At 70.2% G+C, this 26,970-nt stretch carries 18 protein-coding genes; 4 read left to right on the forward strand and 14 right to left on the reverse strand.

What is annotated here, in order from left to right; all coding sequences use genetic code 11:
- Both AB0J90_RS34990 and AB0J90_RS34995 read right to left on the reverse strand, forming a co-directional pair.
- Positions 1-2,384: condensation domain-containing protein (locus tag AB0J90_RS34990; protein ID WP_363603400.1), on the reverse strand; the 2,384-nt coding region annotated here is incomplete at its 3' end.
- A 70-nt stretch (positions 2,385-2,454) separates the two neighbouring features.
- On the reverse strand, positions 2,455-3,948 hold the full coding sequence (locus tag AB0J90_RS34995; RefSeq protein WP_363603383.1) for a condensation domain-containing protein: 1,494 nt from the start codon (positions 3,946-3,948) through the stop codon (positions 2,455-2,457).
- A gap of 310 nt (positions 3,949-4,258) precedes the next feature.
- Here AB0J90_RS34995 and AB0J90_RS35000 point away from each other — a divergent pair, with 310 nt between their 5' ends.
- A complete protein-coding gene (locus tag AB0J90_RS35000) occupies positions 4,259-5,320 on the forward strand; it encodes a winged helix DNA-binding domain-containing protein (protein ID WP_363603384.1) in 1,062 nt (353 codons plus the stop codon).
- 37 nt (positions 5,321-5,357) lie between these two features.
- Here AB0J90_RS35000 and AB0J90_RS35005 read toward each other — a convergent pair whose 3' ends face one another.
- From AB0J90_RS35005 to AB0J90_RS35025, 5 genes are all read right to left on the reverse strand, one after another.
- Positions 5,358-5,762 carry a VOC family protein gene (locus AB0J90_RS35005; RefSeq protein ID WP_363603385.1) on the reverse strand — a complete coding sequence of 135 codons (405 nt, stop codon included), beginning with the start codon at positions 5,760-5,762 and terminating at the stop codon, positions 5,358-5,360.
- A gap of 52 nt (positions 5,763-5,814) precedes the next feature.
- The gene (locus AB0J90_RS35010; protein ID WP_363603386.1) at positions 5,815-6,498 is read right to left on the reverse strand and encodes a hypothetical protein; all 684 of its coding nucleotides are present in this window, start codon (positions 6,496-6,498) and stop codon (positions 5,815-5,817) included.
- 242 nt (positions 6,499-6,740) lie between these two features.
- Positions 6,741-7,274, reverse strand: coding sequence for a rhodanese-like domain-containing protein (locus tag AB0J90_RS35015; protein ID WP_363603387.1), 534 nt, complete (start codon positions 7,272-7,274; stop codon positions 6,741-6,743).
- On the reverse strand, positions 7,271-8,068 hold the full coding sequence (locus AB0J90_RS35020; RefSeq protein ID WP_363603388.1) for a hypothetical protein: 798 nt from the start codon (positions 8,066-8,068) through the stop codon (positions 7,271-7,273). The genes AB0J90_RS35015 and AB0J90_RS35020 overlap by 4 nt, the downstream gene beginning before the upstream one ends.
- A gap of 243 nt (positions 8,069-8,311) precedes the next feature.
- A complete protein-coding gene (locus AB0J90_RS35025; protein WP_363603389.1) occupies positions 8,312-12,028 on the reverse strand; it encodes a M12 family metallo-peptidase in 3,717 nt (1,238 codons plus the stop codon).
- A gap of 369 nt (positions 12,029-12,397) precedes the next feature.
- Between AB0J90_RS35025 and AB0J90_RS35030 the strand changes: the two genes are divergently transcribed.
- On the forward strand, positions 12,398-13,315 hold the full coding sequence (locus AB0J90_RS35030) for an NmrA/HSCARG family protein (RefSeq protein WP_363603390.1): 918 nt from the start codon (positions 12,398-12,400) through the stop codon (positions 13,313-13,315).
- Between the two features lie 307 nt (positions 13,316-13,622).
- Positions 13,623-15,416, forward strand: coding sequence for a hypothetical protein (locus tag AB0J90_RS35035; protein ID WP_363603391.1), 1,794 nt, complete (start codon positions 13,623-13,625; stop codon positions 15,414-15,416).
- A 110-nt stretch (positions 15,417-15,526) separates the two neighbouring features.
- On the opposite strand, the gene AB0J90_RS35040 is transcribed toward AB0J90_RS35035, so the two are convergent.
- The 6 genes from AB0J90_RS35040 to AB0J90_RS35065 form a co-directional block, all read right to left on the reverse strand.
- Positions 15,527-16,966: a M28 family peptidase gene (locus AB0J90_RS35040; RefSeq protein ID WP_363603392.1), complete on the reverse strand. Its 1,440-nt coding sequence runs from the start codon at positions 16,964-16,966 to the stop codon at positions 15,527-15,529.
- Positions 16,967-17,257: 291 nt separating this feature from the next.
- A complete protein-coding gene (locus tag AB0J90_RS35045; protein ID WP_363603393.1) occupies positions 17,258-17,440 on the reverse strand; it encodes a hypothetical protein in 183 nt (60 codons plus the stop codon).
- Complete coding sequence (gene nrfD, locus AB0J90_RS35050) at positions 17,437-18,492, reverse strand: NrfD/PsrC family molybdoenzyme membrane anchor subunit (protein WP_363603394.1); 1,056 nt, start codon at positions 18,490-18,492, stop codon at positions 17,437-17,439. Before nrfD ends, AB0J90_RS35045 begins: the two co-directional genes overlap by 4 nt.
- 31 nt (positions 18,493-18,523) lie before the next feature.
- On the reverse strand, positions 18,524-19,513 hold the full coding sequence (locus AB0J90_RS35055; protein ID WP_363603395.1) for a 4Fe-4S dicluster domain-containing protein: 990 nt from the start codon (positions 19,511-19,513) through the stop codon (positions 18,524-18,526).
- A gap of 4 nt (positions 19,514-19,517) precedes the next feature.
- Entirely contained in the window at positions 19,518-22,772 is a 3,255-nt protein-coding gene (fdh, locus tag AB0J90_RS35060; protein ID WP_363603396.1) for a formate dehydrogenase, read from the reverse strand.
- 92 nt (positions 22,773-22,864) lie between these two features.
- Entirely contained in the window at positions 22,865-23,158 is a 294-nt protein-coding gene (locus AB0J90_RS35065; RefSeq protein WP_363603397.1) for a hypothetical protein, read from the reverse strand.
- A 308-nt stretch (positions 23,159-23,466) separates the two neighbouring features.
- On the opposite strand from AB0J90_RS35065, the gene AB0J90_RS35070 reads away from it, so the two are divergent.
- Positions 23,467-26,232 (forward strand): alpha-amylase family glycosyl hydrolase, encoded by a 2,766-nt coding sequence (locus tag AB0J90_RS35070; RefSeq protein ID WP_363603398.1) that lies wholly within the window; start codon positions 23,467-23,469, stop codon positions 26,230-26,232.
- A gap of 159 nt (positions 26,233-26,391) precedes the next feature.
- Here AB0J90_RS35070 and AB0J90_RS35075 read toward each other — a convergent pair whose 3' ends face one another.
- Positions 26,392-26,646 carry a hypothetical protein gene (locus AB0J90_RS35075; protein WP_363603399.1) on the reverse strand — a complete coding sequence of 85 codons (255 nt, stop codon included), beginning with the start codon at positions 26,644-26,646 and terminating at the stop codon, positions 26,392-26,394.
- Positions 26,647-26,970: the final 324 nt, after the last annotated feature.

A 26,970-nucleotide genomic window follows, 5' to 3' on the forward strand; every position in this document is an offset into this window, starting at 1 on the left:
CCACCAATAACCAACTCACCCGGAACCCCAACCGGAACCGGCCGCAAACCCCGATCCACCACATACACCTGCGTGTTCCCGATCGGCGCACCCAACGACACCACACCCACCCCGACGGGTACCTCGGCGAACGTGGACCAAATCGTCGTCTCCGTCGGCCCGTACACATTCACCAACCGCGACACCCGCGACCGCAACTCCCGACCCAACCCCACCGGCAACTCCTCACCACCGGTCAACGCCACCACCGACCGAACATCAAAACCCGCATCAAGCAACATCCGCCACCCCGACGGCGTCGCCTGCACATGCGACACCCCCTCCACCCCCACCAGACGCACAACCGCCGCACCATCCCTCACCCGCTCCTCATCAACAAGGACCAGACGAGCACCGACCACCAACGGCAGGAACAACTCCAACCCACTGATATCAAACGACAACGACGTCAACCCCAACCACACATCGGAGGACCCACTCCCAAGCGCGTCCCGCATCGACAACAACAGGTTCGTCAACGCCGAATGCGGCACCCCCACACCCTTCGGCCACCCCGTCGACCCCGACGTATACAACAGATACGCCAAAGCGCCTGAATCAGACGAGTGCCCTAACGGCTCGGCGGACTCGGTTTCGATCTCCGCCGCATCCCGGTCCAACCACAACAATCGCCCCGCATCGACTTCGTCCACGGGGGTGCCGGCGTTCTGTTGTGTCACTACGAAGCCGGCGCGAGAGTCGGTGAGTAGCCACGACATCCTGGCCGGCGGCAGCCCAGGATCCAACGGCAGGTACGCCGCACCACACCGCCACACCGCCAACAAGGTCGCCACCACGTCCGGTGTCCGGTGCAGACGGACGCCGACCACGGCACCCGGCGCGACCCCCGACCGCCGCAGATACCGGGCAATCCGATTCGCCCGCTCGTCCAACGCCCGGTACGTCTGGGAACCCACCGCCAACGCGCCCGGAGCCGCAGCCACCCGCGCCCCGAACAACGACAGAACCGTCCCCGAGTACGGACGACGCACCCCCTGACCCCGCGCCAGCACCGACCGCAACCCCACCGCATCATCCATCGGCAGCTCCGACACCCGCCGATCCACATCCTCCGTACACGCCCGCAACAACACCTCGAACCGACGCAACATCGCCGCGACGGTCTCCTCGGTGAACAGTCCGGTGTCGTAACGCGCCGTCATCGCCAGACCGGTGGGGGTGATCCAGGCGTCCACCACCAGGTCGAACAGGGTCTGCACCACACCGACGGTGAATGGGCCACCGGACACTCCGGGCAGCACGGAGACCTTCGACTGACCCTGGGTGTGCAGCACGAACATCGTCTCGAACAACGGCGTACGGCTCACGTCTCGGGTCACGTCCAGCTCGCTCACCAACCGCTCGAACAACACCTCCTGGTGTGCGTACGCCTCCAGCGCGGTGCTCCGGGTGCGCCGCAGCAGCTCGCGTACGGTCGGATCACCGGAGAGGTCACCCCGGAGCACGAGGGTGTGCACGAAGTACCCCACGAGCGGTTCCAGTTCGGCGCGGGAACGACCGGCGCTGGCCGTACCGACGCTCACGTCGTCCTGACCGGCGTGCCGCCCCAGCAACACCTGGTAACCGGCGAGCATCACCATGAACAACGTGCACCGCTGGACCCGGGCCAGCCGTTGCAGGCTGCTCGTGAGATCGCCGTCGAGGTTGTGCCGTACGCGTGCCGTGCGCGGGGTCTTGAACAGGGGCCTGGGCAGGTCGGTCGGCAGGGTGAGCGTGGGTACGTCGGCCAGCCGTTCCCGCCAGTACGCGAGATCCTGCTCCACCTTCCCGGCCGGCTGATCCGCCTGCTCACGAACGTAGTCGGCCCAACCGACCGGCAGCACCGGCAGCTCGGGCGGGGCACCGTCGAGCAGCGCGCCGTAGGCCGTACCGAGTTCGTCGAGCAGGATCGACTGTGAACTGCCGTCGAAGATCACGTGGTGGACGACCACGACGAGCACCCGGTCGTCGGCCGCCAGGGTCAGCAGGGCCGCCCGGATCAATGGTCCACTGGCCAGGTCGAACCGGGTGTCGAAGAGTTGGCGGCCGATCTCCCGGGCCCGCTCCTCACGCAGCGACTCCGGCTCCCCGGTCAGGTCCAGCCGTTCGAGGTCGAACGCACCTGGCTCGGCGATCACCTGCACCGGCACACCGGCACGGTCGAGGAACGTGGCACGCAACGCCTCGTGCCGGGAGGTGACCACGGCGAACGCCCGAGCCAGCAGATCGGGATCGACCGGTCCGCGCAGGCGCCGGGCGAAGGCGATGTTGTTCGGCTGTCCCGGGTCGAACCGGTCGAGGAACCAGAGGCGTTCCTGGGCCGGCGACAGCGGCAGCTCGGTCATGGTCACGCCACACTCCTCATCGACACGCGCGTCGGTTCGATTGACAACTGGCTGCCGCCACGGCCGGTGGTTATCGCCACGGCCAGGGCACGTTTCCGAATGCCGCCTCGACCAGCAGTCGCTCCAGGTCGCGCAGGAAACGCTCGATCGCGTCCGGGGGCAGGTGCGCGGTGTCCGCGGTGAGGGCCAGCCCCACCGCGCCAGGCCGGTCGACGATCTCGATCCGGGTACGCCAGGTGAAGGTGTCGAGCCCGTGCGTCCGCTCGAACGACGAGTGGGCCAGTGCCGCCCGTACCTCGGCTTCGCCGGTCGCCCGGCCGAACAGGTCGACGTCGGTGGAGAGCCGGATGTCGTTCAGGTAGAGGTGCGGACTCACCCCCACCGCGTACGGGTAACCGGCGGCCTGGAACGCCTCCCGGATCCTGATCGGGTCGTAGTACGCGTGCCGGTACGCGTCGAGCGCGGCCCGCCAGACCCGGGGCAGCAGATCCGCGAAGTCGGGCCGGTCGGCCAGGTCCACCACCACCAGCCCGAGCTGGTTGAGCTTCGCGATCGCGTCCCGGTAGCCCGCCATGGCCCGGTTGTTGGCCATCGTGTGGATGCCGACGACATCGTTGCCCGACCAGTTGGCGCAGACGATCGCGGTGGCCGCCAACAGCACGGTGGAGCTGGTGACCCGGTGCCGGTCGGCGACCAGCCGGATCGCGGTGTCGGCGGCCGGGGAGGTCAGCACCGCCCGTACCCATCGGGGTGTGAGCGGCGGACCGAGCCGGGGCAGGGTGTCCGCGGGGAGGCGGCCGAAGCTGTCGACCCAGTGGGCAACCGAACGTTCGGCCCGGCGGCGCTGGTCGACGTCCTGCTCCCGGCGGGCGATGTCGGCCGACTGCAGACCGGCCGGCGTCGCGAGGGTGCCACGTAACAGCAGCAGCCGCAGGTCCCGCAGCGCCATCTCGGCGGCCTGGAAGTCGACCGTGGTGTGGCTGAAGACCACCACCACCTGGCGGACCTGCCCGCTGAACAGCACCAGCGCCACCCGCTGCGGCCACTCCAAGGCGTGGTCGAACTGGTGGTCGGCCACCTGCTCGGCGACCGTACGGGCAAGCGCGGCTCCGTCGTGGTGACCCGCGTCCGATCCGGTCGCCGGCTCAGAGCCGGGGTCGGCGTGCACCAGCAGCACCGGCAGCTCGCCACGGTCCGCCACCACCTGGCACCGCTGCCCGTCGATTAACCGCAGCCGGGTACGCAGCGAACTGTGCCGGCCGATCCACGCACCGACCGCCCGCAGTACGTCGGCGGGGTCGGCCGACGCCCGGCGGGGCACCGACAGGGTCCGGCGCAGGCTGATCATCACGTATCCCGGCCCGTGCCGTTCGATGGCGATCCAAAGAGCGCGCTGACCCCAGGTCAGTGGTGCCGGCGACTCCTCGGGGCCCACGAAGCCGGTACGCGTCCACTCGGTCCTCGCCCCCGCGACGCACGGGGCGGGCGGGAGGGAGGTGGTCGTGGTGACGGGTCGGGCCGGGGTCACCGGAACGGGTTGGACAGCGTCGCCGCGTACCGCCATGGCGCACCTCCGCTCCATTGTCGACAGTGCTCGCGGCGGCCGCCACCGATCGGGACAGCTCGATCCGGTAAGTATCCGTTGCTCGGGGCGGCCTTCGAACATCCCTCAAGAAAGCGCATTCCTGTGACCGATTGGCCGATGCCGCCAGCCGGATGACGGCACCGGTCGGGGCACGAGCCGGGAACCGCCCGGGTGACACGCCGGCTGCCGCCGGGGCCGAAGCTGTCCGACGAATCTGGCATCCTCGGGGAATGAATCCGCCCCAGCCGCAGCCGCCGACCCATCGGCCGAACATCGCGTGGCCGCGGTCATGACCACGCAGCACGAGATCGGCCTGCTCCGGCTGGCGGCACAGCACCTCGCCGGCCCGGGGCTGACGAACCCGACCGAGGCGGTGGCGTGGCTGACCGCAGCGCAGGCGCAGGACCTCCCCGGCGCGCTCACCTCGGTTGTCCTACGTACGGCGGGTGGCACCCGGCAGGCGGTCGAGGCCGCGCTCGACCGCGGCGAGATCGTCCGGTCCTGGCCGATGCGTGGCACCCTGCACCTCGTCGCGGCCGAGGACCTGGCCTGGATCCTGCAGCTCACCACACCACGGCTGGTGGCCCGCGCGGTCGGACGCCAGGCGCAACTCGGGCTCGACCCGCCCACCCTGGAGTGGGCGCGTGAGTTGGCGGTGGAGGCACTGACCGGCGGGCGGCGGCTGCGTCGTAACGAACTGCTCGGGGTCTGGAACGCGGCCGGTCTGGAGACGACCAGTCAACGCGGCTACCACCTGATCTGGTACCTGTCCCAGACCGGCACCCTCTGCTTCGGTCCCATGGACGACCGCGAACAACTGATCGTGCTGGCGGACGAGTGGATACCACGACCGCGCCGGCTCGAACGCGAGGAGGCACTCGGTGAGCTGGTCCTGCGTTACTTCCGCAGCCACGGCCCGGCCACGGTCAAGGACTTCACCCGGTGGACGAACCTGGTCGCGGCCGACGTGAAGATCGGGCTCGCGCTCGCCCGACCCGCCCTGGCCCGGATCGAGGTCGACGGCGTCGAATACCTGATGGATCCGGGCACCCCCGAGCGCCTCGACACCAACCGGGCGCAGGCCCGAGGGGTCTTCCTCCTGCCCGGCTTCGACGAGTTCATCCTCGGCTACCTGGACCGTGGCGCGGTGCTGCCGGCCGAGTTCGCCGGCCACATCGTGCCAGGCAACAACGGGGTGTTCCGACCGACCGTGGTCGGCGACGGTCAGGTGCTCGGCACCTGGACGCACACCGGCCGGGGCGCGAAGCGGACGGTCACCGCGACACCGTTCCGCGAGTTCCCACCAGCGGTGGCGGAGGCCATCCCCCGGGTGCACGCCACCCTGCCCTGACGAACGCGCTGGCGCCCGCCAGGGGTTGCGATCGCGGCTAACCCATCGGCGCGGGGTCCAGGTAGAGGAAGGACCACTGGTGTCCGTCGGGGTCGAGAAAGCCCCGCATGTACATGAAACCCTGGTCGTCGGGTTCGCCCAGGACCTGGCCGCCGGCGGTCAGCACCCGGTCGGCAAGGTCGTCGACCTGCTCCCGGCTCTGCGCCGACAGCCCGATGATCACCTCCGCGCTCGTCGCCGTGTCGGTCACGGCCCTGCCGGTGAAGCCCTCGAAGGACGCTTCCACCTGGAACAGCACGGAGACGTCGTCGCTGACGACCATCCGGGTGCTGGTCCCGTCGCTGAACGCGGGATCGAAGGTGAGGCCGAGCGCGCCGAAGAACTCGGCGGTCCGCCGCAGGTCCTTCACCGGCAGGTTGATGAACGTCTTCCTGGTCGTCATGCTGGTCCTCTCCCTGTGGGTTGTCCGGTTGTCCCCGGCCGACATCACCGCGTCAGCCCTCGATCAACTCTTTGAGTACGGACAGCCGCTCCCGCCAGTACGCCTTGAGCCGTACCGTCGACTCGCTGTCGGGCAGCTTCTCGTGCAGCACCGCCACCTGTGCCTTGCCCTCACCCTTGGCGGTGAAGCCGACCACGATCCGGGTGCCGTCATCGGCCCAGTCCGCCCGCAACGACTTCGGTGCGGTGGCCGTACGGAGCCGGATCGTGGCGTCGGGCAGCCACCGCTGGCGGATCGTGGGCTCGGCGAAGGCGGCGAAGAGCTGGTCGACGGGGACCGCCACGATCTTGGTCACGCTGGCCGCGAAGCTGCCGTCGTACTGCTGACCGGGCGCGCGCATCAACCTGGCCTGCTCGTACGCGACGGTGAGGTGTTGCGACCACCAGCCGGGGACCTCGTGCTCGTGCACCAGCCAACGGGCGATCTCGGTGTGCGTACGTCCGGTGGCACCCCAGGTGTCGAGCAGGGCGAACCACTCGTCGCGGCCTCGCCCGGTGCGCTCGCGTACGGTCTCGTCCGCGATCGGTTGGGCCCCGGCTGCGGTGGCGGTGCCCGGCACGGGCGGCGCCGCTCGGTCGGCCCGGTCGAGGAGCTGGCGTCGGGCGGTCAGGTAACTCTCGCCCGTCTTCGCCATCCTGGCCCGGATGGTGGCCTTGAAGGATTTTCGGCTCGTCATCAACTGCTCCCGGTGCACGGCGCGACCCCCGGGACTCACGCTCCCGTTGGCCCCACCGGAACGGGGCAGCTGATACGGCATCCCGAGGACGCGAGGTCCCCTTTGCCTCCACGAGGCCGGCGGCGTGAGCGCCGGAACGGAGGTAGGGCGCGGGATGGCGCCACCGTCACCCTACCCACCATCCGCCGGTGACGCACGTACCGAGCCGGGAGTCGGCGCAGGAATTCCGGACGGACCGGCGTTCAGCAGCCGCAGGCGTCGCCGAGTACGGGTGCGGTCAGGTCGTCGACCGGGCGGCGTACCGGTCCGGTCGCGGTCTGTACCGCGAAGCCCTCCCGGACCCAGTATTCGTAACCACCGAGCATCTCCTTCACCGGGTACCCGAGCCGGGCGAACTCCAGCGCCGCCCGGGTCGCGCCGTTGCACCCCGGCCCCCAGCAGTAGGTGACCACCGCCGTGCCGGCCGGGATCACGTCCGCTGCCCGCCGCGCGATCTCGGCCCTGGGCAGGTGGACGGCGCCGGGCAGGTGCCCCTGCCGCCACGCCCGCTCGTCGCGCGAGTCGACCACCACCAGCCGGGACACGCCGGCCTCCAGGTCGGCGTGGACGTCGCTGACGTCGGTCTCGAAGGCCAGCCGCGCGGTGAAGTGGGCGACCGCGTCGGCGGGCGATCCGGGCGGGGTACGCAGGACGCTGGGCGTCTCCGGGAGCAGGCCCCCAGTGGATGGCGGGCCCGTCTCGGGAAGCAGTTCGGTCGTGCGGAGCAGGTTCGTCATGGGACCGATCGTGGCTGCCCGGGGAAGCCCGGACCAGGGGCGTGCCGGCCACCAACCGCCAAGATCCCGCCAGTTCGTCGCGTCACGGTCTCCTGCACCGGGCTGCCGTCGGCAGACGGCGGGTACCGGTGCAGGTAGCTGGCGACGCCGTACAGGAAGCTGACGCTGCCCAGCATCTCCAGCAGTTCCTCCACGGCGGTGCTGAACGCGTACGCCATCGAGTCGTAGCCGGGGCCGTTGTCCCAGAGCACACTGCCGACAACCTCCATGCCGACCGCGCCGCCCACGTAGAGCGCGCCGCCGACGAGCACGAGCAGCCGTACCGGCTTCGGCAGGTGTCCGAGGAACCGCAGGTAGGCCAGGGCGAAGAGGACCACCAGCGGCATCGCCACCAGGATCCAGGACAGGTAGAGCAGCCCGGTGAGGTCGAACGCGTCCCGCAGCACGTTGGCCGCCTCGTGGATCTGGGTCGCCTCGTCGAGCGCCAGGAAGACGAAGACCAGCGCCAACACTTTCCAGTGCCGGGCGAACCGGTCCCCGACCCGGCCGGCGGTGATTCCGATCTCGGCCAGCACCAGCGCACTGAACAGCAGCAGCGAGGACGCGAACCACGTCGGCAGGTTGTGCTCCTGGTCGACGTCGAGGAAGGCGTACACCCAGTCGAAGTGGACGAAGGGTGCCGACTCCAGACCCCGGTGCAGGACGTTGACCGTGAGACTCAGCGCATGCAGCACCGCCACGGTCACCAGTAGCAGTCGCAGCGTACGCCCGGCGGGCGCGATGAGCCTCGTCATCGGCACACCCGGTCGACGCATGTCGAGGGAAGTGGATCAGACATCGCGGGAATGTATCCAGCCAGCATGAGAAACCCGGCCCGGATGAGCCTAGGCCACTCGACCGTTGCAATGCCGTTACCGACTGTTAACCGGATCGAGCCTGACCGGAGGCAACCGACCGGACACCGACGAGCACCACCAGGCATGGAAAAGGGTGACCGACCGAGGTCAGCCACCCTTCTCCGCGTACGGAAAATGCGGTTACAGGATCAGGATCGTCCCGCCGGACACGTTGATCTCCCCGGTCCGCACCCCGTTCCAGTCCGAGGAGAGCAGCAGCCGCTCACCGTCGGTGAGGGTGATGCCCAGCCCGTCCTTCGAGGAGAGCAGCCCACGGTCGGTCGCGGTCAACCGGAGGGTGAGTCCGGTGCCGACCGCGACCGTCCGCCGCGGATCGGTGACGTCGAACAGGTTGGCCCTGCTCCGCCACTCCAGTACGTCCGCCCCGGCACCGGTACGCGCGCCGAACGACTTGACGTCGGTGCTACGGATCTCGTAACGCCGACCGCCGGACTGGAACGTCACCGTGGCCAGCCCGGTCGCTCCCCCGCGAGCCTGGGCCACGAGCAGCGTGAAGTCCGCCCGCGAGCCCCGGTCGACGGGGTAGACGCCGGCCGAACGGGTCGGGGTGAGCGTGCCCGCGCCGATCACCGCCCGGTTCTCCGCCCGGCTGATCTCGACCCGGGCCGAGGCGGTGCCGGTGTAGTTGCCGCCGACCGTGACCGTCACCTGGTGGTTGCCGGTCGGCAGGGTGGCCTCGCAGCTCGCCGAGGCCACGGCGGTGTTGGCCGGGTCGATCAGCCCGAGCGCTCCGGTGCAGAGTGTCCGGCCGCCGGCCGCGAACGTCACCGTCGCGGTACGGATGTCACCCGGCCGGGAGTCGGTCGGGTCGCCCGCCACCGCACCGTCGCGTACGGTCGCCCGCAGCGAGGCGGTGCTGCCGCCACCGTTGCGCCCGTACGCCAACGTGTCGCCTGTGTACGTGACCTCGGCGTTTTCCCGTACCACCCGGATGGTGAAGGTGGTGGTGCTGGCGCCGCCGGTCTCGTCCGAGACGGTGACGGTGACCGGGTAGTCGCCCGGTGCGCCGGTGGTGCTGCCGGTCACGGTCCACTGCCGGGTGCCCGGACGGGTGCCCGGGTCCGACGACGCGCCGGGGGCCAGGGACAGTCCGGCGGGCAGTCCGGTCGCGGTCGCCGTCAGCGAGCCGCCGTCGCTGTCCGGGTCGGTTGCCCGGACGTGCACCTCGGGCGACACGCCGTCGCTGTACTGCACGGTCGCGCCGCCGGCCGGTGCGTCGTTGGAGACCTCCGGCCCGGCCTTGATCGTGATCTTGTCGTCGTTCAGGTCGAAGAAGACGTTGCCGACCGCCTCGACCCTGATCCGCGCGGTCGTGGTGGCGACGTTCGGCACCGACACGGTCGCGCTGCCGTCGTTGGCCGTCCGCTCCGCCAGCACGTACGGGAATGTCGCCCCGTCGTCGGTGGAGAGCGAGATCTTCACCTCGGTCACGCCGATCGGCGCGACGTCGGTGCCGGCCACGTCCCAGGTGATGTCCTGCGCCGAGCCCCCGACGACGGTGCCCTCGGCGCCCTGGGAGGTGACCAGGAACGGCCCCGCGGTCGGTGCCACGACCAGCGCGGTGTCCGCGCTGCCGAGGCCACCGGCACCCGGGTGCCCGTCGCGGGCGGTGAGCCGGAAGTGCATGGTGCGGGTGTTGTCGAAACCGACCCAGTCGCCGGTCGGCAGGAACTCGGAGTAGCAGTCGATCGTGGTGGCCGGCACGTTGGTCGCCCCGCCGGTCGGCGGTGCGGGCGGTGCCGCCGGGCAGGTGCCGGTCTTGGCGTTGGTGTTGTTCGCCGCGATCTGCGCCAGGTCCGGGAAGTCGCGGGTCGGGTTCGTGTCCACCGCGTTCAGGCCCGGCGAGTAGTACTCCAGGGTGTCGGTGGGGCTGACCACCGCCGCGGTGCCGAACTGGCGGAACAGCGGGCCGTTGGTCTTGGTGTTGTTGACCAGCGCGGTGCCGGCGGTGCTGCCACCGCTGAGGCCGCCCCGGTCGTTCTGCTCCCACAGGTACGTGATGGTGTCGCCGTCCGCGTCGGTCGCGCCGCCAGTCAGGGTGAACGGCGTACGGGCCGGGATGGTGTACGAGGCCGGCACGGTCACCACGGGTGCCCGGTTGGTGGTCTGCTCGACCAGCCAGCCGCCGTTGTCCACCGCACCGCCCTTGACCGTCTCCCCGACCGAGCCGGACGCGCCGGTGGCCGCGGTGATGGTGAGCGCCTCGACGTTGACGGCGGCGAGCGGGCCGGCGTTGAAGGTGACCTGGAAACCGGTGTCGTCCAGGGTGCCGGTGCCGCCGAACGCCGCGACGGTCACCGTCGCACCGGCCGGCCAGTCCGGGATCGCCTCGATCGCGGCCTTGATGCCGGCCGTGGTGTAGTTGGCACCCCGTACGACCGGCGCCGACTCCCGGCCCGCGTAGCTGATCGTGAACGAGTCCCCGTCGGTGTCGAAGCCACGCAGCGCGGCGGTCTGCACCTCGTTGATCGCCGGGCGGGCGGAACCGACGAACGTGGTGATCTCGGTGTAGCTGCGCTGCGACCAGTACGGGTCGCTGTGCGGTTGGAGGTTGTCCTGCTGGCAGATGCCGGCGTACGCCATGATCGACGAACCGCTGCCCGGCTCGTACGAGTTCGCGGCGCTGCGGTTGCCACCCGAGCAGTTGTACTGGGTGCCGTTGAAGGTGTGGTTGCCGGCGAACTGGTGGCCGATCTCGTGCGCCACGTAGTCGACCGCGTAGAAGTCACCGACCGGGGTCGGCAGGCCGGTGCAGCCGCGCGCCTTGGTCGCGCCGCCGACCACACCGAGGCCGGCCACGCCGCCGCCGTTGACGCCGAGACCGATGTGGCCGACGTCGTAGTTGCCGGCGCCGACGAGCTGGCCGAGCACGATCTGGTTACGGCTCAGCGTGCCGCTGCCGCAGGTGGCGACCTGGGCCGGGGTGAAACAGGCGGCCGCGCCGCAGGGACCGTTGGGCTCGGTGGCCAGCGCTGCCGTGTTGAGGTTGGTCTTGTCCGTGTCGTTGACCAGCACCAGCCGGATCGCGGTCTCGTCCTCGTAGACCTGAGTGACCCGGTTGACCAGCGTGACCTTGGCCGCGGTGACGTTCTCCGCGCCGAAGAAGGTGGCGTACGACGGGTCGGTCACCAGGGCGAGTCGGTAGGTCCGCAGGGTCACCGTCGGCCCGACCACGGCAGGCTCGGCCTGCTCGGTCACCGTCGACGCCGACTGTTCGTCCTCCAGCTCGGCCGGCAACTCGTCGGGGTTGACGAGGTCGTGGCCGTAGTAGCTGGCGTACACGCTCTGGTCGAGGTGGTAGTACGGGTCGACGAACCAGACGCCCCGTTCGGAGCGGACCGAGGCGTGGAAGCCCAGCGGGGTGAGGTCCGCGCGTACGGTCGCGGTCTTGTCGTCCAGCCCCCGACCGGCGTACGTCCGGATCTCGGGGTGTTTCGCCGCGAGCCCGGCCTCCATCACCGGGGAGTCGACCAGTTCGAAGCGCTGGAGGGTGCCCTCCGGGGTGGGCAGCGAGACCACCAGCGCCTGCACCCTGGCGGTGCGCGCGGCGCGTTCCTGTGGCGCCCGGTCGAGCTCGGATTCGAGCAGTGCCCGGTCCAGGCTGAAGCCGGCGAGGCGCTTGGCCTGGATGTCGATCGGCTTGCTGGAACGAGCGGCGGCGAGGTTGCCACCGATCTTCGTCCAGGGGGTCTGGGGTTGGGCCGGGGCCGCGGTACCGGGCGTGGCGGTGACCAGCATGGGCAGCAGCGCGGCGGCGAGGGTGGCCACCACCAGTCCGGTCAGCCGCGGCCGGGGCGCCGCCCGGTCACGGATCGGTGGCAACGAGGGGATCGTCAACTCTGTCTCCTTGGGACTCGGGCGCCGGCCCGATGGAGATCGGCGCCGTCTTCACACCCAGGTCCGCCCCGGTGATCACCCGGACGGATGATCAGACGATAGGCGCCGGGACCCGGCCATGGATAGATCCAACTACGTCACGGCCCGACACCGCTGTCCCGCTACCGTCTCTTGTGGAATCGGCGGGGCCCGTCCGCGCCCGAGGTATCGTCACCGGTCGCCCCGGATACCCGTAGGGGGTATGACGAACGCCACCTCCCGGGCGGGACGAAGAGCATGGATGCGCGCGTTGTGCCGACCGTAAGCGAAACATCGCCAAGCATCGATTGAATCGGAGAGCCTGAGATGACCGAGAAGAAGGTAATCGCAGTGGTTGGCGCGACCGGCGCACAGGGCGGCGCGGCGGCCCGCGCGATCCTCGCCGACGGCGAGTTCGCGGTCCGCGCGATCACCCGTGACCCGGATTCGGCGAAGGCCCGCGAACTGGCCGACCTCGGCGCCGAGGTGGTCGAGGCCGACCTGTACGACCGGGCCAGCCTGGAAAAGGCGTTCGACGGAGCGTACGGCGCCTTCGCCGTCACCTTCTTCTGGGCGCACATGTCGGCCGAGCAGGAACTGACCGAGGCGAGAAACCTGGCCCAGGCGGCGAAGTTCGCCGAGCTGCAACACGTGGTCTGGTCCACCCTCGAGGACACCCGTGAGTCGATCCCGCTGACCGACGACCGGATGCCGACCCTCGACGGTCGCTTCAAGGTGCCGCACTTCGACGCCAAGGCCGAGGCCGACACCTTCTTCGCCACCGCCGGAGTGCCGACCACCTACCTGCGCACCACGTTCTACTGGGACAACCTGCTCGCCGGTGTCGGTCCGCAGCGCGACGAGAACGGCCAACTGGTCCTCGGACTGCCGATGCTGGACAGCCGGATCGCCGGGATCACCGCCGAGGACATCGGCAAGTCCGTGCTCGGGATCCTCAAGAGCGGCACCGACCTGGTCGACCGTACGGTGGGCATCGCCGGTGAGTTCCTGACCGGTGTCGAGATCGCCGAAACGTACAGCAGGGTCCTTGGTGAGCAGGTCGTCTACCGCCCGCTCACGCACGACGCGTACCGCGCCCTCGGTTTCCCCGCCGCCGTCGAGTACGGCAACATGTTCCAGTACTACGCCGAGTTCCCGGAGGCCTTCCTCGGCCGGCGCGACCTCGGGTTCACCCGCTCGGTCAACCCGTCGGTGCAGACGCTGGAACAGTTCCTGACCGCGCACCGGGCCGAACTCGCCGCCTCGTAACCGACCCGGTCGTGACCCGATCCCGCTGCACGCGATCGAACTGGCGCGCCTTCCGCTGACATCCGCGGAAGGCGCGCCGTCGTCGCGAGACTTCGCCGGGAGCCAGGCGCGGTGGCGATCGTGGTCAAGGGCGGCGCGCTGCCGCGCGGCTGGCCCGGCGCGAGCCGCCGGAGCCGGTGGGCCGCCGCAGCCGCCTGTTCGTAGCGAATCGCCGGCGGCGCCATTTCCGGACAGACACGTTGCCGCAGGCATCGGTAGCCTGGCCGCTACCGTTCGTGCCCCGCAGAGTGTGAGGCGGTCCTGCGCCATGGTGATTGCGTCGCGGCAACCCTCGGACGAAACGTCGAGCGGCGACCCGTGGAGAGTGCCGGTCTACACGCCCGCCGAGACACTCAGCCGCACCACTCGGCATCTCTGCGCCGCCGCCTACCTGGACCCGACGTTCCGGGAACAGGTCATCCAGGAACTGCTGCACGACGAGCGACGCGCCGTGGCACAGTCCCAGGGTTTCGACCTGGTGCCGATCGTGCGGCACTGTCTGCGGGCGCGCCGGATCATGTTCACCCAGGACCTCCTCGTGACCGGGTTGCTGCTGATCGGACTGCTCCTGACACCCGTCGCCACCATCTGCTGGTCGCTGTTCGGCGGCCTTCTGCTGGTCGGGAGGCTGCCCAGAGCGGGGCGACGGGAGCCGCGGGAGGGCTTCCTGCTCCACAGCTCGCTGGTCGTGCCGATATTGCTGGCCGCCGCCGCTGTCGGGCTGTTCGGGGCGACCGTGTTCGTCACGGACCCCGACGAATTGGAGATGGTGTCGCTCGGCTACGGGATACCGGAAACCGTCCTAGCTCGGGTCGGGGACTATCTCCTGCTGTCGCTCCTGCTCGGTGTCGGACTCGCGATCGTCACGTTCCTCGTGCTGCTGCGGTTCCGGCGTGAGGCGTACGAGATTCTGGTCGACGAGTTGGCCCCCGACCTGGAGGTGTCCCCGTACCCGGTGGCCAATGACCGGATCGAGCGGCGGCTGGGCCGGATCGCGGCGGCCCAGCACGGGAACATCACGGTGCAGGAACGGAACCCGTTCCTGGGTGCCGGGCAGGTGATGCACGGCTGGTCCTTCGCGGTGACCCTGCGGCGTGCGCGGACCGGGGGTCGCCGGGAGGTGCCCGAGCCGGTCGACGGAGAGCGGACCGGGACACCCGGCGCGGTACGCGTGGACCCCGTCGATCTGGTGGAGCACGTACGCGCCGCCGTGCGCGGAATGTCCGACGGAGCGTTGCCGGAGCGCGAACGGCTGACCGAGCTGAGGCTGGTGCCGCACGTCGTCGCCGACGGTGTCAGAGTGCAGGACGACCTGCTTCTCGAACCCGAGTCGCAGATGCCGTACACCCTGGCCTCGAAGGAGGCGCTCAAGACGGTCATCAGGACCCCGCAGGGGGGTCTGCGGTACTACGAACGGATCGTGGTACCGATGGGCGGGCGGCAGATCCGGGCCGACGACGGCGAAGTCCTGCTCGATGCGCAGGACCTGGACTGTGTGGTCTCGGTCTTCGTCCACCTCGCGGTCGAGGGCGGGAGGCTGTACGCGGAGCTGCGTGCCACGCTCCTACCGCCGGTGCGTCTGGGCTACCAGTTGGCCGACGTGCTGCCCGAAGACCGGTTGATGAGCAGGCCCGCCCGGGACGCCCGGGACGACTTCGCCACCGACGTGCTCGGTGCGCCCTGGCGGATGGTACGGGGCGCGGTGTACCACCGCGAGATCGTACGTCGGATGGACGAGGCGAGCCGGAACAGTCACGAGTTCCGGCTGTACGACTACGGAGCCCGGCTCAGTGTGCGGGAACTCGGAGCCGAACCCGACACGTACAAGTTCCTCCAGGCGCTCGATGGTTGGAAGTACGTGAAGTTGGTCGACCGTACGGTGAGCGACGCCATCATCGACTTCCTGACCGAACACGGCATCGACGCCACCGAGTTCCGAGCGGGAGTCACCCACGTGCACAACCAGTTCGGGAGCGTCGACATCAGCGGTGGCCAGGTGAACCTGGGCGGCACCAACGCCGGCTTCGCGCAACACAACAGCGGAAAGGCAACCGACGGCTGACCTCCCGCTCCCCGGTCGACCGGCACCGCCGGCTGCTCGGACACACGTACCTTCGGGTGTCAGGTGTCCGAGCAGCCGACGATCGTCGGACGGTTACGAGTCGCGCGTACTCAGGGGTTGCGGGCGGTGGCGTAGGCGGCGCAGCCGATCAGTTCCAGGGAGACCTGGAGACGTTCGGCGCTGACGTTCTTGGCGATGGTGTCCTCGGGGCTGTGGTACGGCGGTTCGAGCAGTGCCGGCGACTCCTCGCCCCGCCAGGAGAAGTTGGCGCTGGCGATGCCGACCTCCTGGAACGACTGGTGGTCGCTGGAACCGCGCAGCGTCACCGGGGAGATACGCGGCTCGTAGCCGAGTCGGGTGGCTGCTCCGGCTACCTCGGTCGTCGCCCGGTTCGCCAACCCGTCGAAGGACAGCAGCCAGTAGCGGGTCGCCGGGTCCCAACTCGTCGCCACCATGTCGTTCTGGTAGACCGCGACGATCCGGTCCCGTTCGGCCTGGGGCAACTGGGCCACGTAGTACCGGGATCCGATCAGCCCCTGTTCCTCCGAACCCCACAGTCCGAAACGGATGGTCGCGTCGGTCGGCAGTGCACGCAGCACCCGGGCCAGTTCGAGGCAGAGTACGGTCCCCGAGCCGTCGTCGTTGGCGCCCGGTGCACCGATCACGGTGTCGTAGTGGGCGCTCACCATCACCACCGGGCTGGTGCTCGCGTGCCTGCGCGGTGCCCGCTCGGCGAGCACGTTGTGGGAGGTGAGGCCACGGTGGGCGGTGGTGGCCACGGTCAACGTGAACGGGCGGGCGGCGAGTCGCTCGCGGAGCCGGTGTTTCTGTGCCTGGGCCACGCCGACCACCGGGATCGGCACCGGTGTCGTGGCCGAACCGGGCAGGGTCGGGGCGAAGGCCGAGGCCCGTCGCGGCTCCACCAGGTCGGCCGGCAGGAACACCACGGCCGCGGCGCCCCGCGCGACGGCGGTCGCGACGAGGGCCTCCCGCTGTGCCGCCACGTAGTCGACGAGCACTACCTTGCCGGTGACGTCCTCGGGATAGTTGGCCGGCGCGCCGGCCGCCACGTCGACCACCCGGCCGCTGACCCGGGTGTTCAGGGCGGCGTGGGGTGACGCGCCGACCTGCCAGTTCAGGTCGTCGGGCAGCCCCGGACGGGAGCTGAGCTGGGCCAGGAACTTGTCCGCGACCGGGAACGGCTGGAGTGTCGTCCGATAGCCGAGGTCGTCCAGTTTGTCGGCCAGGTAGTCGGCCGCGGCGCGTTCCGAGGCGGTGCCGCCGATGCGTGGGCCGATCCGCTCGGAGAGGACCCGCAGGTGGTCGATGGCCCGCCGGGCCGAAACCCGTCCCGCGACCAGGCGGTCGCCCGGGTTGAGCGAGGGTGGGCGGTGCGCCCCCGGCCGCTGGTCGGTCACGGCCCAGGCGGGCGAGGCTATGGCGAGACCGGCGGCGCCGCCGATGCCGATGGCGAGGGCACGGCGACGGGACAGGGCGGAGCCCGACGAGGAGTTGTCGGACGAGCGGGACGGGTCGGCGCTGGTGTCCACTGAAGACCTCCGGTGCGGCCGGGGGTGCCGGCGACGTAGGTACGGACGGCGAGCGCGATCACATCGACATCAGTGATCACTTCGATGAATGTAGCGTCCGACCACGCACCGATTCAAGATCGTGACGCAGCGGATCGGCCCACGCGTTGGGCACGATCGGTGGTATGGCGAGCGTGAATCGCCTCGCTCAGGAGACGGCCGGGTTCGACGGCGCGCTCAGGGCACGGCCGGCTTCGACTGCGCGCTCAGGAGACCGCCGGGCTCAGGAGACCGCCGGGTTCGACTGCGCGCTCAGGAGACGCGGTCGCGCAGGGCGGCGGCCATGGCCGCGATGCCGGTGGCCGGGCGCAGCGCGCCCAGGGCACGCCGGGACGTACCCGGTCCGGTGGGGTCGCGGCGAGCCGCGAGGTAGGCCGCGACACAGGTGGTGACCACGATCCCGGCCAGCGGCAGATGCTTGCCCAGCGTACTCATGTCGGCTCCTTTGCGGCCCGGTCGCGGGCGGCGAGCCGTTCGCGCTGCGGCCCCACCGTGTACTTCGGGTCCCGGGCCGAGGCGAGGCCGGCGTGGAAGATACCGAACCGGGTGCAGAGGGAACCCGCGAGCAGCGCGACTCCCGCCGCGACGCCGGCCTTGCGGTTGCGACCGCCCAGCGCCAGGGTCAGCGCGGCGGTGGCGCTGAGCACCTTGCCGGCCCGGATCAGCGCCCCGCCGGTGTCCTGTTGCAACGGCTCCGCCAGCGGGCCGAGCCGTTGCTCCAACCGGCGGGTCATGGTCAGCTCGGCGACAGCGCCGAGCAGCGCCGCCCGGCGGGCCGGGCCGGACTCGGCACCGGGTCCGACCAGCAGGCCGAGTCCGCCGGCCGACGCGGCGGCCGAGCCGACGAAGAGCAGCGGCATCTCCCGGTGGCCCTCGTGCCAGGCCGGCACCGCCGTGTTCGAGATCAAGGCCCCGGTGTACGCGGCGACGGCCGGCCCGAGCAGGGCCGCGCCGATGGTGGCCAGCCGACCGGGTACGGGCAGCCGGCCGGTGACCGCGCTGCCCGCCGCGGCGATCGCCATCGGCGCGTAGCCGGCGAGCAGCCACGAGCCGATGCTCATCGGCGAGGTCACCTTGACCACCCGGAGCATGTTGACGAACCGTTCCGGGCGGCCGAGGTCGTGGACCAGGCTGTACAGCGATCCGGCGATGGCGGTGGCGGCGCCGGCCTTCAGCCCTCGGGCGAGTGCCGGCCGGCCGGTGAGTTCGGCCGCCGCGGCCAGGGTCGAGGAGGCACCGGCCAGCCCGCCGAGGAACAGGTAACCGGCGATGTCGGGCGCCTGCCAGGTCGGCCCGTTGAGCACCGGTCGACCGTAGTACGAGCGGAATTCCGCCTTCGGCACCATCAGCCGCTCGCCGCGCTGGCGCCGTCCGGGTCGTCCGGCCGACCCGACCACCGCGTCCCGCTCCGCGGGCAGGTCCGGGGCCCGGTCGAGTCGTACGTCGGTCATCGTCGCGGTCCCCGCCGGAACGTCGGAACGGTTCATCGTCGTGCTCCCACCGGAAGGCTTGTACGGATCATCGTCGCGCTCGCGTCGGGGCACTGGCGCCGGAGACGGTGACCGCGATCAGGCCGACCAGCAGGCCCGCTGCCGCCAGTCCGACCCGCCGCCACATGGCGGGCAGGTCACGCGTGGTCACCACCGGATCCGGCGGCAGGCCGTACACCTCGGGCTCGTCGAGCAGGAGGAAAAACGCGCCCGCACCGCCGACGCCGTCGTTCGGGTCGGCACCGTAGAGCCGCGCGCTGTCCACCCCCTCGGCGTGCAGGGCCAGCACCCGTGCCGCAGCCCGTTCCCGCAGCTCATCGAGCTCACCGAACTGGATCGAGTCGGTCGGGCAGCTCTTGGCACACGCCGGCTCCTGGCCGACCGAGAGCCGGTCGTAACACATCGTGCACTTCGCCACCCGGCCGTCCGTCGGACGCTTGTCGATGACCCCGTACGGGCATGCTGGCACGCAGTAGCCGCAGCCGTTGCAGATGTCCTCCTGTACCACCACGGTGCCGAACTCGGTCCGGAACAGCGAGCCGGTCGGGCAGACGTCCAGGCAGGCGGCATAGGTGCAGTGCTTGCACACGTCCGAGGACATCAGCCAGCGGAAGTCCATCTCCCGTACGGTGCCGACCACCCCGTCCGGCGGGACCGAGGCCGGCAGTCCGAGCGACACCGGGGTGCGTCCGGCTGCCGTCCGCTTCAGGTCGCCCGGCAGCTCGGTCGGGGCCAGGTAGGTCTCCTGCCTACCCAACTGGCGGGGCTGTTCGATGAAGGCGACGTGCCGCCAGGTGTCGGCGCCGAGCCCGACGCTGTTGTCGTACGACATGCCGGTGAAGTTCAGGCCGTCCTCGGCGAGGGTGTTCCACTCCTTGCAGGCCACCTCGCAGGCCTTGCAGCCGATGCAGACGCTGGTGTCGGTGAAGAAGCCGACCCGTTCCGGGTGGTCGCCGTAGCCGCCGACGGTCGCCGGGTCGGCCGCACCGGTGGCCGCCTCACGCAGGTCGAAGCTCATCGCCCTACACCCCTGTTCCGGTACGGCCGGTGATGCCGGCCCGCCGCTGGTATTCCCGGACCATGGCGGGACGGGCCGGTCCCCGTGGCCGTCGGCCCGGTCGGATGTCCGCGCTGAACGCCTTGACCTCCTGGATGTGGGAGTTCGGATCCAGCGAGATCGCGGAGAGTTCGTTGGCCGCGTCACCGTGGCTCAGCCCGTTCGGTCCCCAGTGGAACGGCAGCCCGATCTGGTGGATCACCCGGCCGTCGACCCGCAGCGGCGCCATCCGCGCGGTCACCAGGACCCGCGCCTCGATCGCGTTACGGGCGGTGACGATGGTGGCCCAGCCGGCATGTTCCAGTCCCCGCTCGGTCGCCAGCTCCGGTGACACCTCGCAGAAGAACTCCGGCTGCAACTCCGCCAGGTACGGCACGTTGCGGCTCATCGCCCCGGCGGTGAAGTGTTCGGTCAGCCGGTACGTGGTCACCACGTACGGGAAAATCTGGGCGCCGGGTTCGGATCCGCTGGGGTGGTACCGGTTTTCCGCGTGTGGTCGCAGCAACCGCGCCGGATTGCGTTGCTGGCCGTAGAGCGGATTCTGCACCGGTGAGTCTTGCGGTTCGTAGTGCGTGGGCAGCGGCCCGTCGAGAACGCCGCTGGGCACGTACAGCCAGCCGAGACCGTCGGCCTGCATGATGAACGCGTCCGTGCCGCGCAGGGCCGCCACCCCGCTCGCCCCTTCGGGTGGCTGGTAGTCGGGGCGCTTGGTCGGCTCGAAGTCCGGTACGTCGTACCCGGTCCACCGGCCGGCTTGCTCGTCCCACCAGACCATCCGCTTGCGTTCGCTCCACGGCCGGCCGTCGGGACGCGCGGAGGCCCGGTTGTAGAGCATGCGCCGGTTCGCCGGCCAGGACCAGGTCCATTCGGCGCCGACCCAGTTCTGTTCCTCGCCGGGCCGGCGCCGGGCAGCCTGGTTGATTCCGTCGGCGTACACACCGCAGTAGATCCAGCAGCCGCTGGCGGTGGAACCGTCGTCGCGCATCTCGGTGTACGCCGACAGCGGTTTACCCTCGGCGTTCCAGCCGTTGATCTCGGCGAGCACCGCCTCGGCCATCGGCTCGTCGGTCCCGCCCTCGGTCGGGTAGTCCCAGGTCAGGTCGAGGATAGGCTGGTCCATCGGTTCGGTCGAGCCGGCCAGCTTGGCCCGGACGATCCGCCCCAGGTGGTACATGAACCAGAGTTCGCTGCGCTGGTCCCCGGCCGGTTCGACCGCCTGGTGGTGCCACTGCAGCATCCGGTTGGTGTTGGTGAAGCTGCCGGACTTCTCGGTGTGCGCGGCGGCCGGCAGGAAGAAGACCTCGGTGCCGATCCGTTCGGTGGACAGTTCGCCGGACTCGATCTCCGGTCCGTCCTTCCACCAGGTGGCGCTCTCGATCAGGCTGAAGTCCCGGACCACGAGCCAGTCCAGGTTCGCCATGCCGAGTCGCTGCATCCGGGCGTTCGCCGAGCCCACCGCCGGGTTCTCGCCGAGCAGGAAGTACCCCTTGCAGTTGCCGTCGAGCTGTTCGAGCGTGGTGTCGTACGCCGAGTGGCTGCCGTTGATCCGGGGCAGGTAGTCGAACCGGAAGTCGTTCTCGGGCTGCGCCGCCGGACCCCAGTAGGCCTTGAGCAGGCTGACCATGTAGGCCCGCATGTTCGCCCAGAAGCCCTTGCGGGCGGCATCGCCGTCGATGAAGTCGTCGAGGCTGCCGTGCCGGTGGGCGTGCGGCATCGGGAGGTAGCCGGGCAGCAGGTTGAACAGTGTGGGGATGTCGGTCGAGCCCTGGATGCTGGCGTGGCCACGCAGTGCCTGGATGCCGCCGCCGGGGCGGCCGATGTTGCCGAGCAGCAGTTGCAGGATGCTCGCGGTACGGATGAACTGCGACCCGTCGGTGTGCTGGGTCCACCCCACCGCGTAGACGAACGCGCTGGTCCGCTCCGGTCCGGAGGCCTCGACCAGGTGGCCGCAGACCCGCGCGAACACGTCCTGCGGGATGCCGCAGATCCGTTCGACCATCTCCGGGGTGTAGCGGGAGAAGTGCCGCTTGAGGATCTGGTACACGCAGTGCGGGTCGCTCAGGGTCGGGTCCTGCCGTGGGTCGCCGTCGAGCGCGGCCCCGCCGGAGCCGTGCTTCTCGCCCCGCCCCGAGTCGTGCGAGTGGTGCCGGGTCGCCAGCCGCCGCTCGTACGCCTCGTCGCGGTCACCGCTCGCGGTGGCTTCCTGGGTGCCCTCGTACTGCCAGGTTTCGCTGGCGTACTGGTGCACCTCGGGGTCGAAGCCGGAGAACAGCCCGTCGAGGTCCTCGGTGTCGCGGAACTGGTCGTTGATGATCGTCGACGCGTTCGTGTACGCCAGCACGTACTCGCGGAAGTCCTTCTCCTGGGTCAGCACGTAGTTGACGATCCCGCCGAGGAAGGCGACGTCGGTGCCGGCCCGCAACGGCACGTGCAGGTCGGCCAGCGCGCTCGTACGGGTGAACCGAGGGTCGACGTGGATCACCGTGGCTCCGCGCGCCTTGGCCTCCATCACCCACTGGAAGCCGACCGGGTGCGCCTCGGCGAAGTTGGACCCCTCGATGACGATGCAGTCCGCGTGCTGCAGGTCCTGCAGGAAGGTCGTCGCCCCGCCCCGGCCGAACGAGGTGCCGAGCCCGATCACCGTGGAGCTGTGGCAGACCCGGGCCTGGTTCTCGACCTGCACCACGCCGAGCCCGGTGAACAGCTTCTTGATCAGGTAGTTCTCCTCGTTGTCCAGGGTCGCACCGCCCAGGCTGGCGATGCCCATGGTGCGGGCCACCCGCTGCCCGTCGACCTCCCACTGCCAGGTCTCCCGCCGGGTACGGATCACCCGTTCGGCGATCATGTCCATGGCGGTGTCCAGGTCGAGTTCCTGCCAGTCACGCCCGTACGGCGGCCGGTAGAGGACCTTGTCCAGGCGCCCTGATCCGGTGGTGAGTTGCAGGGTGGCGGCGCCCTTGGGGCAGAGCCGGCCCCGGCTGACCGGGGAGTCCGGGTCGCCCTCGATCTGCACCACCCGTTCGTCGCGCACGTACACGTTCTGCGCGCAGCCCACCGCGCAGTACGGGCAGATCGACTTCACCACCCGGTCGGCGCTGGCGGTTCGGGCCTGCAGGGACGCGCTCTGTCCGGACTTGGCCGCGGCGGCGCGACCGAACCCGTCCGGGCCGGTCAGTTGCCGCCAGACCGGCCAGCTGCCGATGGAGATGGGTTGTCGCACCGGTACCGGCCCTCCTTCACGCGTACGCTCGCGGACCCGCCTCGCGGCGGTGCCGCCCAAACTGGCCCGGTGGCCACCGACCGGGCCGCCGGTCAACGGGACGATGCGTCGGGGCCCCGGTCGCGCATCGCGCGGGTCCGGACCCACTCGTGCACCCGGTCGGAGTGGGTCGGGTTCATCTCCCGGGGGTTCACCAGGCGTTGCGAGTGCGACGGCAGCATGCCGGGTCGTTGCCGCTGCCGACCGGTCACGGTGTCTCCCCCGTCGGCCGGGATGCCGGTCGCGACGAGGTACGCCTGACCGGCCGGGATGCCGAGCAGCCGGCCGATCTCGGAGTAGCCGTGGCCGAGGTCAACCAGTCGAAGTACCTGTTGCTTGCTGACCATGCGAACCTCCACTTGCCGACAAGTCTGGCATTTCACCCCACCTACGGTCCGAAAACGCGAAAAGCCGTCCACCCGGGCGGGCGCAACAGTCCGGCCCGGCGCAGCCGTGCTCGGGCCACCGGACATCGCACGCACCGAGGGTCGATCGACGGGGCCTGATCGACGACACCTCGGGCGGGGCCGGGTGACCGCCGGAGCGGTGGCGCACGGCATCGTCTGGCATCCATCGATGACGTACGGCAACCTGTACTGGGCGTTCACCACCACCGCGACCATCACCCGCGACCGCCGCCCAGGAGGAGTCGAACATGTCGATCCGTTCCCGTACCGCCGCGCTGCTGTCGGTGATGCTGGCGATGGCGTTGCCCGCCGTCCCGGCCAGCGCCCACGGGAAGGGCCACGATCCGCAGGCCCTGCACTCGCTGCGCACGCCGGTCACCGACGAGTCGTTCTACTTCGTGATGGCCGACCGGTTCGCCAACGGTGATCCGGGCAACGACCGTGGCGGCCTCGGCGACGACCCGCTGGTGTCGGGCTTCGACCCGACCCGGACCGGCTTCTACAACGGCGGTGACCTCAAGGGTCTGCTGGACCGGATCGACTACATCCAGGGCCTGGGCACCAGCGCGATCTGGCTGACCCCGAGCTTCAAGAACAAGGCGGTGCAGCTCGAGGACGGGCCGTCCGCCGGTTACCACGGCTACTGGATCACCGACTTCACCCAGATCGACCCGCACCTGGGCAGCAACGCTGACCTGCGGGCCCTGGTGGACGCGGCACACGACCGGGGGATGAAGGTCTACTTCGACATCATCACCAACCACACCGCTGACGTCATCGGTTACCAGCAGGGCGCGCGGATGGCGTACACCGGTAAGGACGTGGTGCCGTACCGGACCGCCGCCGGGGTGCCGTTCGACGACCGGGACAGCGCGGGCAAGCCGAGCTTCCCGGCGTTGAGCCCGGAGAGGTCGTTCCCGTACACACCGGTGTTGGATCCGGCCGAGCGGAATCTGAAGGTGCCGGCCTGGCTCAACGACGTCACGCTCTACCACAACCGGGGCGACACGACGTTCACCGCCGAGGACTCGTACTACGGCGACTTCTTCGGGCTGGACGACCTGTTCACCGAGAACCCGCGGGTGGTCGACGGGATGATCGACATCTACCAGCGGTGGATCGGCGACTTCGGCATCGACGGTTTCCGGATCGACACGATGAAGCACGTCAACGACGAGTTCTGGCAGCGGTTCGGCCCGGAGGTGCTGCGCTACGCTCACCGCCAGGGCAAGTCGGAGTTCTTCATGTTCGGCGAGGTGTTCGACACCACCCGCGCGTTCACCTCGCAGTTCACCACCCGCGACCGGATGCAGGCGGTGCTCGACTTCCCGTTCCAGGAAGCGGCCCGTAACTTCGCCTCACGCGGCCAGCCGACCAGCCAGCTCGCCACCTTCTTCACCGACGACGACTGGTACACCGACGCCGATTCGAACGTCTACCAGATGCCGACGTTCCTCGGTAACCACGACATGGGCCGGATCGGCAGCTTCGTCGCCGCCGACAACCCGGGCGCGGACGACACCGAGTTGCTGGCCCGCGACCGACTGGCGCACGAGCTGATGTACCTCTCCCGGGGCAACCCGGTCGTCTACTACGGCGACGAGCAGGGCTTCACCGGTCCCGGCGGGGACCAGGCCGCCCGGCAGACGATGTTCGCCAGCCAGGTGCCGGCGTACCTCGACGACGACCTGATCGGCACCGACGCCACCCACGGGCAGGACAACTTCGTACCCGGGCACCCGCTCTACCGGTCGATCAGCCGGCTCGCCGCGCTCACCCGCAGCCACCCGGCCCTGCGCGACGGCGCCCACCAGCACCGCTACGCCACCGACGGTCCGGGCATCTACGCCTACTCCCGTCTCGACCGGACCGAGCAGCGCGAATACGTGGTCGCGACCAACAACAGCGAGCAGCCGCAGACCGCGGCCATCCCGACCTATCTCGCCGGGCAGACCTTCACCTCCGTGTACGGCGAAGGCGCTGACCGCGTACGGACCGGCGGTGACCGGAAACTGACGCTGACCGTGCCGCCGCTGAGCACCCTGGTCTACCGGTCGACCGGGCAACTGCCCCGGTCGAAGGCGGCACCCGCGATCTCGCTCGCCGCACCGGTGCCCACCGTCGAGACGCCGGGACGGATCCGGGTCGCCGCCGACGTGGCCGGCTCCTCGTTCAACGAGGTCACCTTCCAGGCCCGGATCGGCAAGAACGGCCGGTGGGAGTCGATCGGCACCGACGACACCGTGCCGTACCGGGTGTTCCACGATGTGTCCGGGCTGGCTCCGGGCACGCCGGTGCAGTACCGGGCGGTGGTGCTCGACAACAACCGGCACACCGCCCAGACCGGCGTACGTCCCGCCACGGTTCCGCCGCCCGCGCTGACCATCGCCGCACCGGCCGAGGGCAGCGGCGTACGGGGACGGGTCGAGGTGCGTACGACCGCCGACCCGGACCGGGCGACGCACGTCGTCGCGGTCGAACGCCGGGTTGCCGGCGGCCCGTGGCAGCGGATCGGCACCGACGCGTCCGCACCCGTCTACACCGTCTTCGACGACCTGACGCCGCTGAACCTGGCCGCGGACACGGTGGTCGAGTACCGGGCGATCCTCACCGAGCCCAACGGCACCCGGGTCACCAGTGCCACCCGGCGGGTACGCGCGGCCGGACCGCCGATCCCCACCGCCACCCTGCACTACCTGCGACCGGCCGGCGACTACGGCCAGTGGGGGCTGCACCTGTGGGGTGACGCGGTCGACCCGGCGACTCTGGCCACGATCGGCTGGGACCGTCCGCTGCCGCCGACCCGGATCGAGAACGGCTGGGCCGAGTACGACATCCCGCTGGTCGCGGACACCAGCGCGGTCAACTTCATCATGCACCTGCCCAACGGCGACAGCGTGCCGTCGACCCGGGAACCCGGCGGCGACCGCTCGTTCGTACCGATCGACCGCCCCCAGGTCTGGATCGTCCAGGGCGACCCGACCGTCTACTCCAGTCCGCCCGCCGGGCGCTGAGCGTCCCGCGTGGTGTGCCGCCGGGGCTGAACAATTGCTCAGCCCCGGCGGTTCGCCGGGGCTGAATCCGACCCGGACCACGTTCCACGCTGGTGACGGTATCGTGCGGATCGATGCGGGCGGCCTCGGAGTGAAGGGTGAACAGCCGCAGGCCGGCGCTCAGGCGACCTGGCCGGGGCCTAGATCCACGACGCGCACCGGGCCAGGCAGCCGGGCCACCAGGTCGTGGTGCGCGTCGTGCAGCATGCTCAGCGTGGAGTGCAGGATGTTGGGCACAGCGTCACCCTCCTGCCAGGTCACGAACCGGTCCCAGGTCGCAGCGCCCTCCCCCATGTACGAGTAGCGGGCGTCGATCTCGCCCGTGGCTGCCAGGTGGGCCGCGATGTGGTCGAGGTCCTCCGGGGTGAACGTCATATCGCCCATTCTGAATGACTTCGGTGATCGGTTCCGGCCCGGACAACCCTGAGAGCCGAGTGCGTCGCCGCCCCGTTGGGGCTGTCGGCATTCAAGGCAACCCAGCTTCACGAGGCGATGGCCGATCTGTACCGGCTCGCCCCGAACGAGATGCCCGCTCCGGCGAAACCGTTCACCGGTTCGTGGGTTGGACAGCGTCTCGCCGGACCTTCTGGAACCGAGCTGTGGCGGGGGAAGAACCACAAACAGGAGGGATGAACCCCCGCAGAGGTGGTGGTGGTGGGGGAATTGGGCGGACCCCGCCAAAAGAACCGCGAGGGCCAC

The sequence above is a fragment of the Micromonospora sp. NPDC049523 genome (assembly GCF_040676775.1).
In the GTDB taxonomy this organism is placed as follows: Bacteria; Actinomycetota; Actinomycetes; order Mycobacteriales; family Micromonosporaceae; genus Micromonospora_G.

What these genes read in the sequence shown, in the direction of transcription:
- AB0J90_RS35020 (WP_363603388.1), bottom strand. Translation starts at nt 8,068, where the DNA reads ATGACGAGGCTCATCGCGCCCGCCGGGCGTACGCTGCGACTGCTACTG.
- AB0J90_RS35045 (WP_363603393.1), bottom strand. Translation starts at nt 17,440, where the DNA reads ATGAGTACGCTGGGCAAGCATCTGCCGCTGGCCGGGATCGTGGTCACC.
- AB0J90_RS35075 (WP_363603399.1), bottom strand. Translation starts at nt 26,646, where the DNA reads ATGACGTTCACCCCGGAGGACCTCGACCACATCGCGGCCCACCTGGCA.
- AB0J90_RS35035 (WP_363603391.1), top strand. Translation starts at nt 13,623, where the DNA reads ATGGTGATTGCGTCGCGGCAACCCTCGGACGAAACGTCGAGCGGCGAC.
- AB0J90_RS35005 (WP_363603385.1), bottom strand. Translation starts at nt 5,762, where the DNA reads ATGACGACCAGGAAGACGTTCATCAACCTGCCGGTGAAGGACCTGCGG.
- AB0J90_RS35000 (WP_363603384.1), top strand. Translation starts at nt 4,259, where the DNA reads ATGACCACGCAGCACGAGATCGGCCTGCTCCGGCTGGCGGCACAGCAC.
- AB0J90_RS35070 (WP_363603398.1), top strand. Translation starts at nt 23,467, where the DNA reads ATGTCGATCCGTTCCCGTACCGCCGCGCTGCTGTCGGTGATGCTGGCG.
- AB0J90_RS35015 (WP_363603387.1), bottom strand. Translation starts at nt 7,274, where the DNA reads ATGACGAACCTGCTCCGCACGACCGAACTGCTTCCCGAGACGGGCCCG.
- AB0J90_RS35065 (WP_363603397.1), bottom strand. Translation starts at nt 23,158, where the DNA reads ATGGTCAGCAAGCAACAGGTACTTCGACTGGTTGACCTCGGCCACGGC.
- AB0J90_RS34995 (WP_363603383.1), bottom strand. Translation starts at nt 3,948, where the DNA reads ATGGCGGTACGCGGCGACGCTGTCCAACCCGTTCCGGTGACCCCGGCC.
- AB0J90_RS35010 (WP_363603386.1), bottom strand. Translation starts at nt 6,498, where the DNA reads ATGACGAGCCGAAAATCCTTCAAGGCCACCATCCGGGCCAGGATGGCG.
- nrfD (WP_363603394.1), bottom strand. Translation starts at nt 18,492, where the DNA reads ATGAACCGTTCCGACGTTCCGGCGGGGACCGCGACGATGACCGACGTA.
- AB0J90_RS35055 (WP_363603395.1), bottom strand. Translation starts at nt 19,513, where the DNA reads ATGAGCTTCGACCTGCGTGAGGCGGCCACCGGTGCGGCCGACCCGGCG.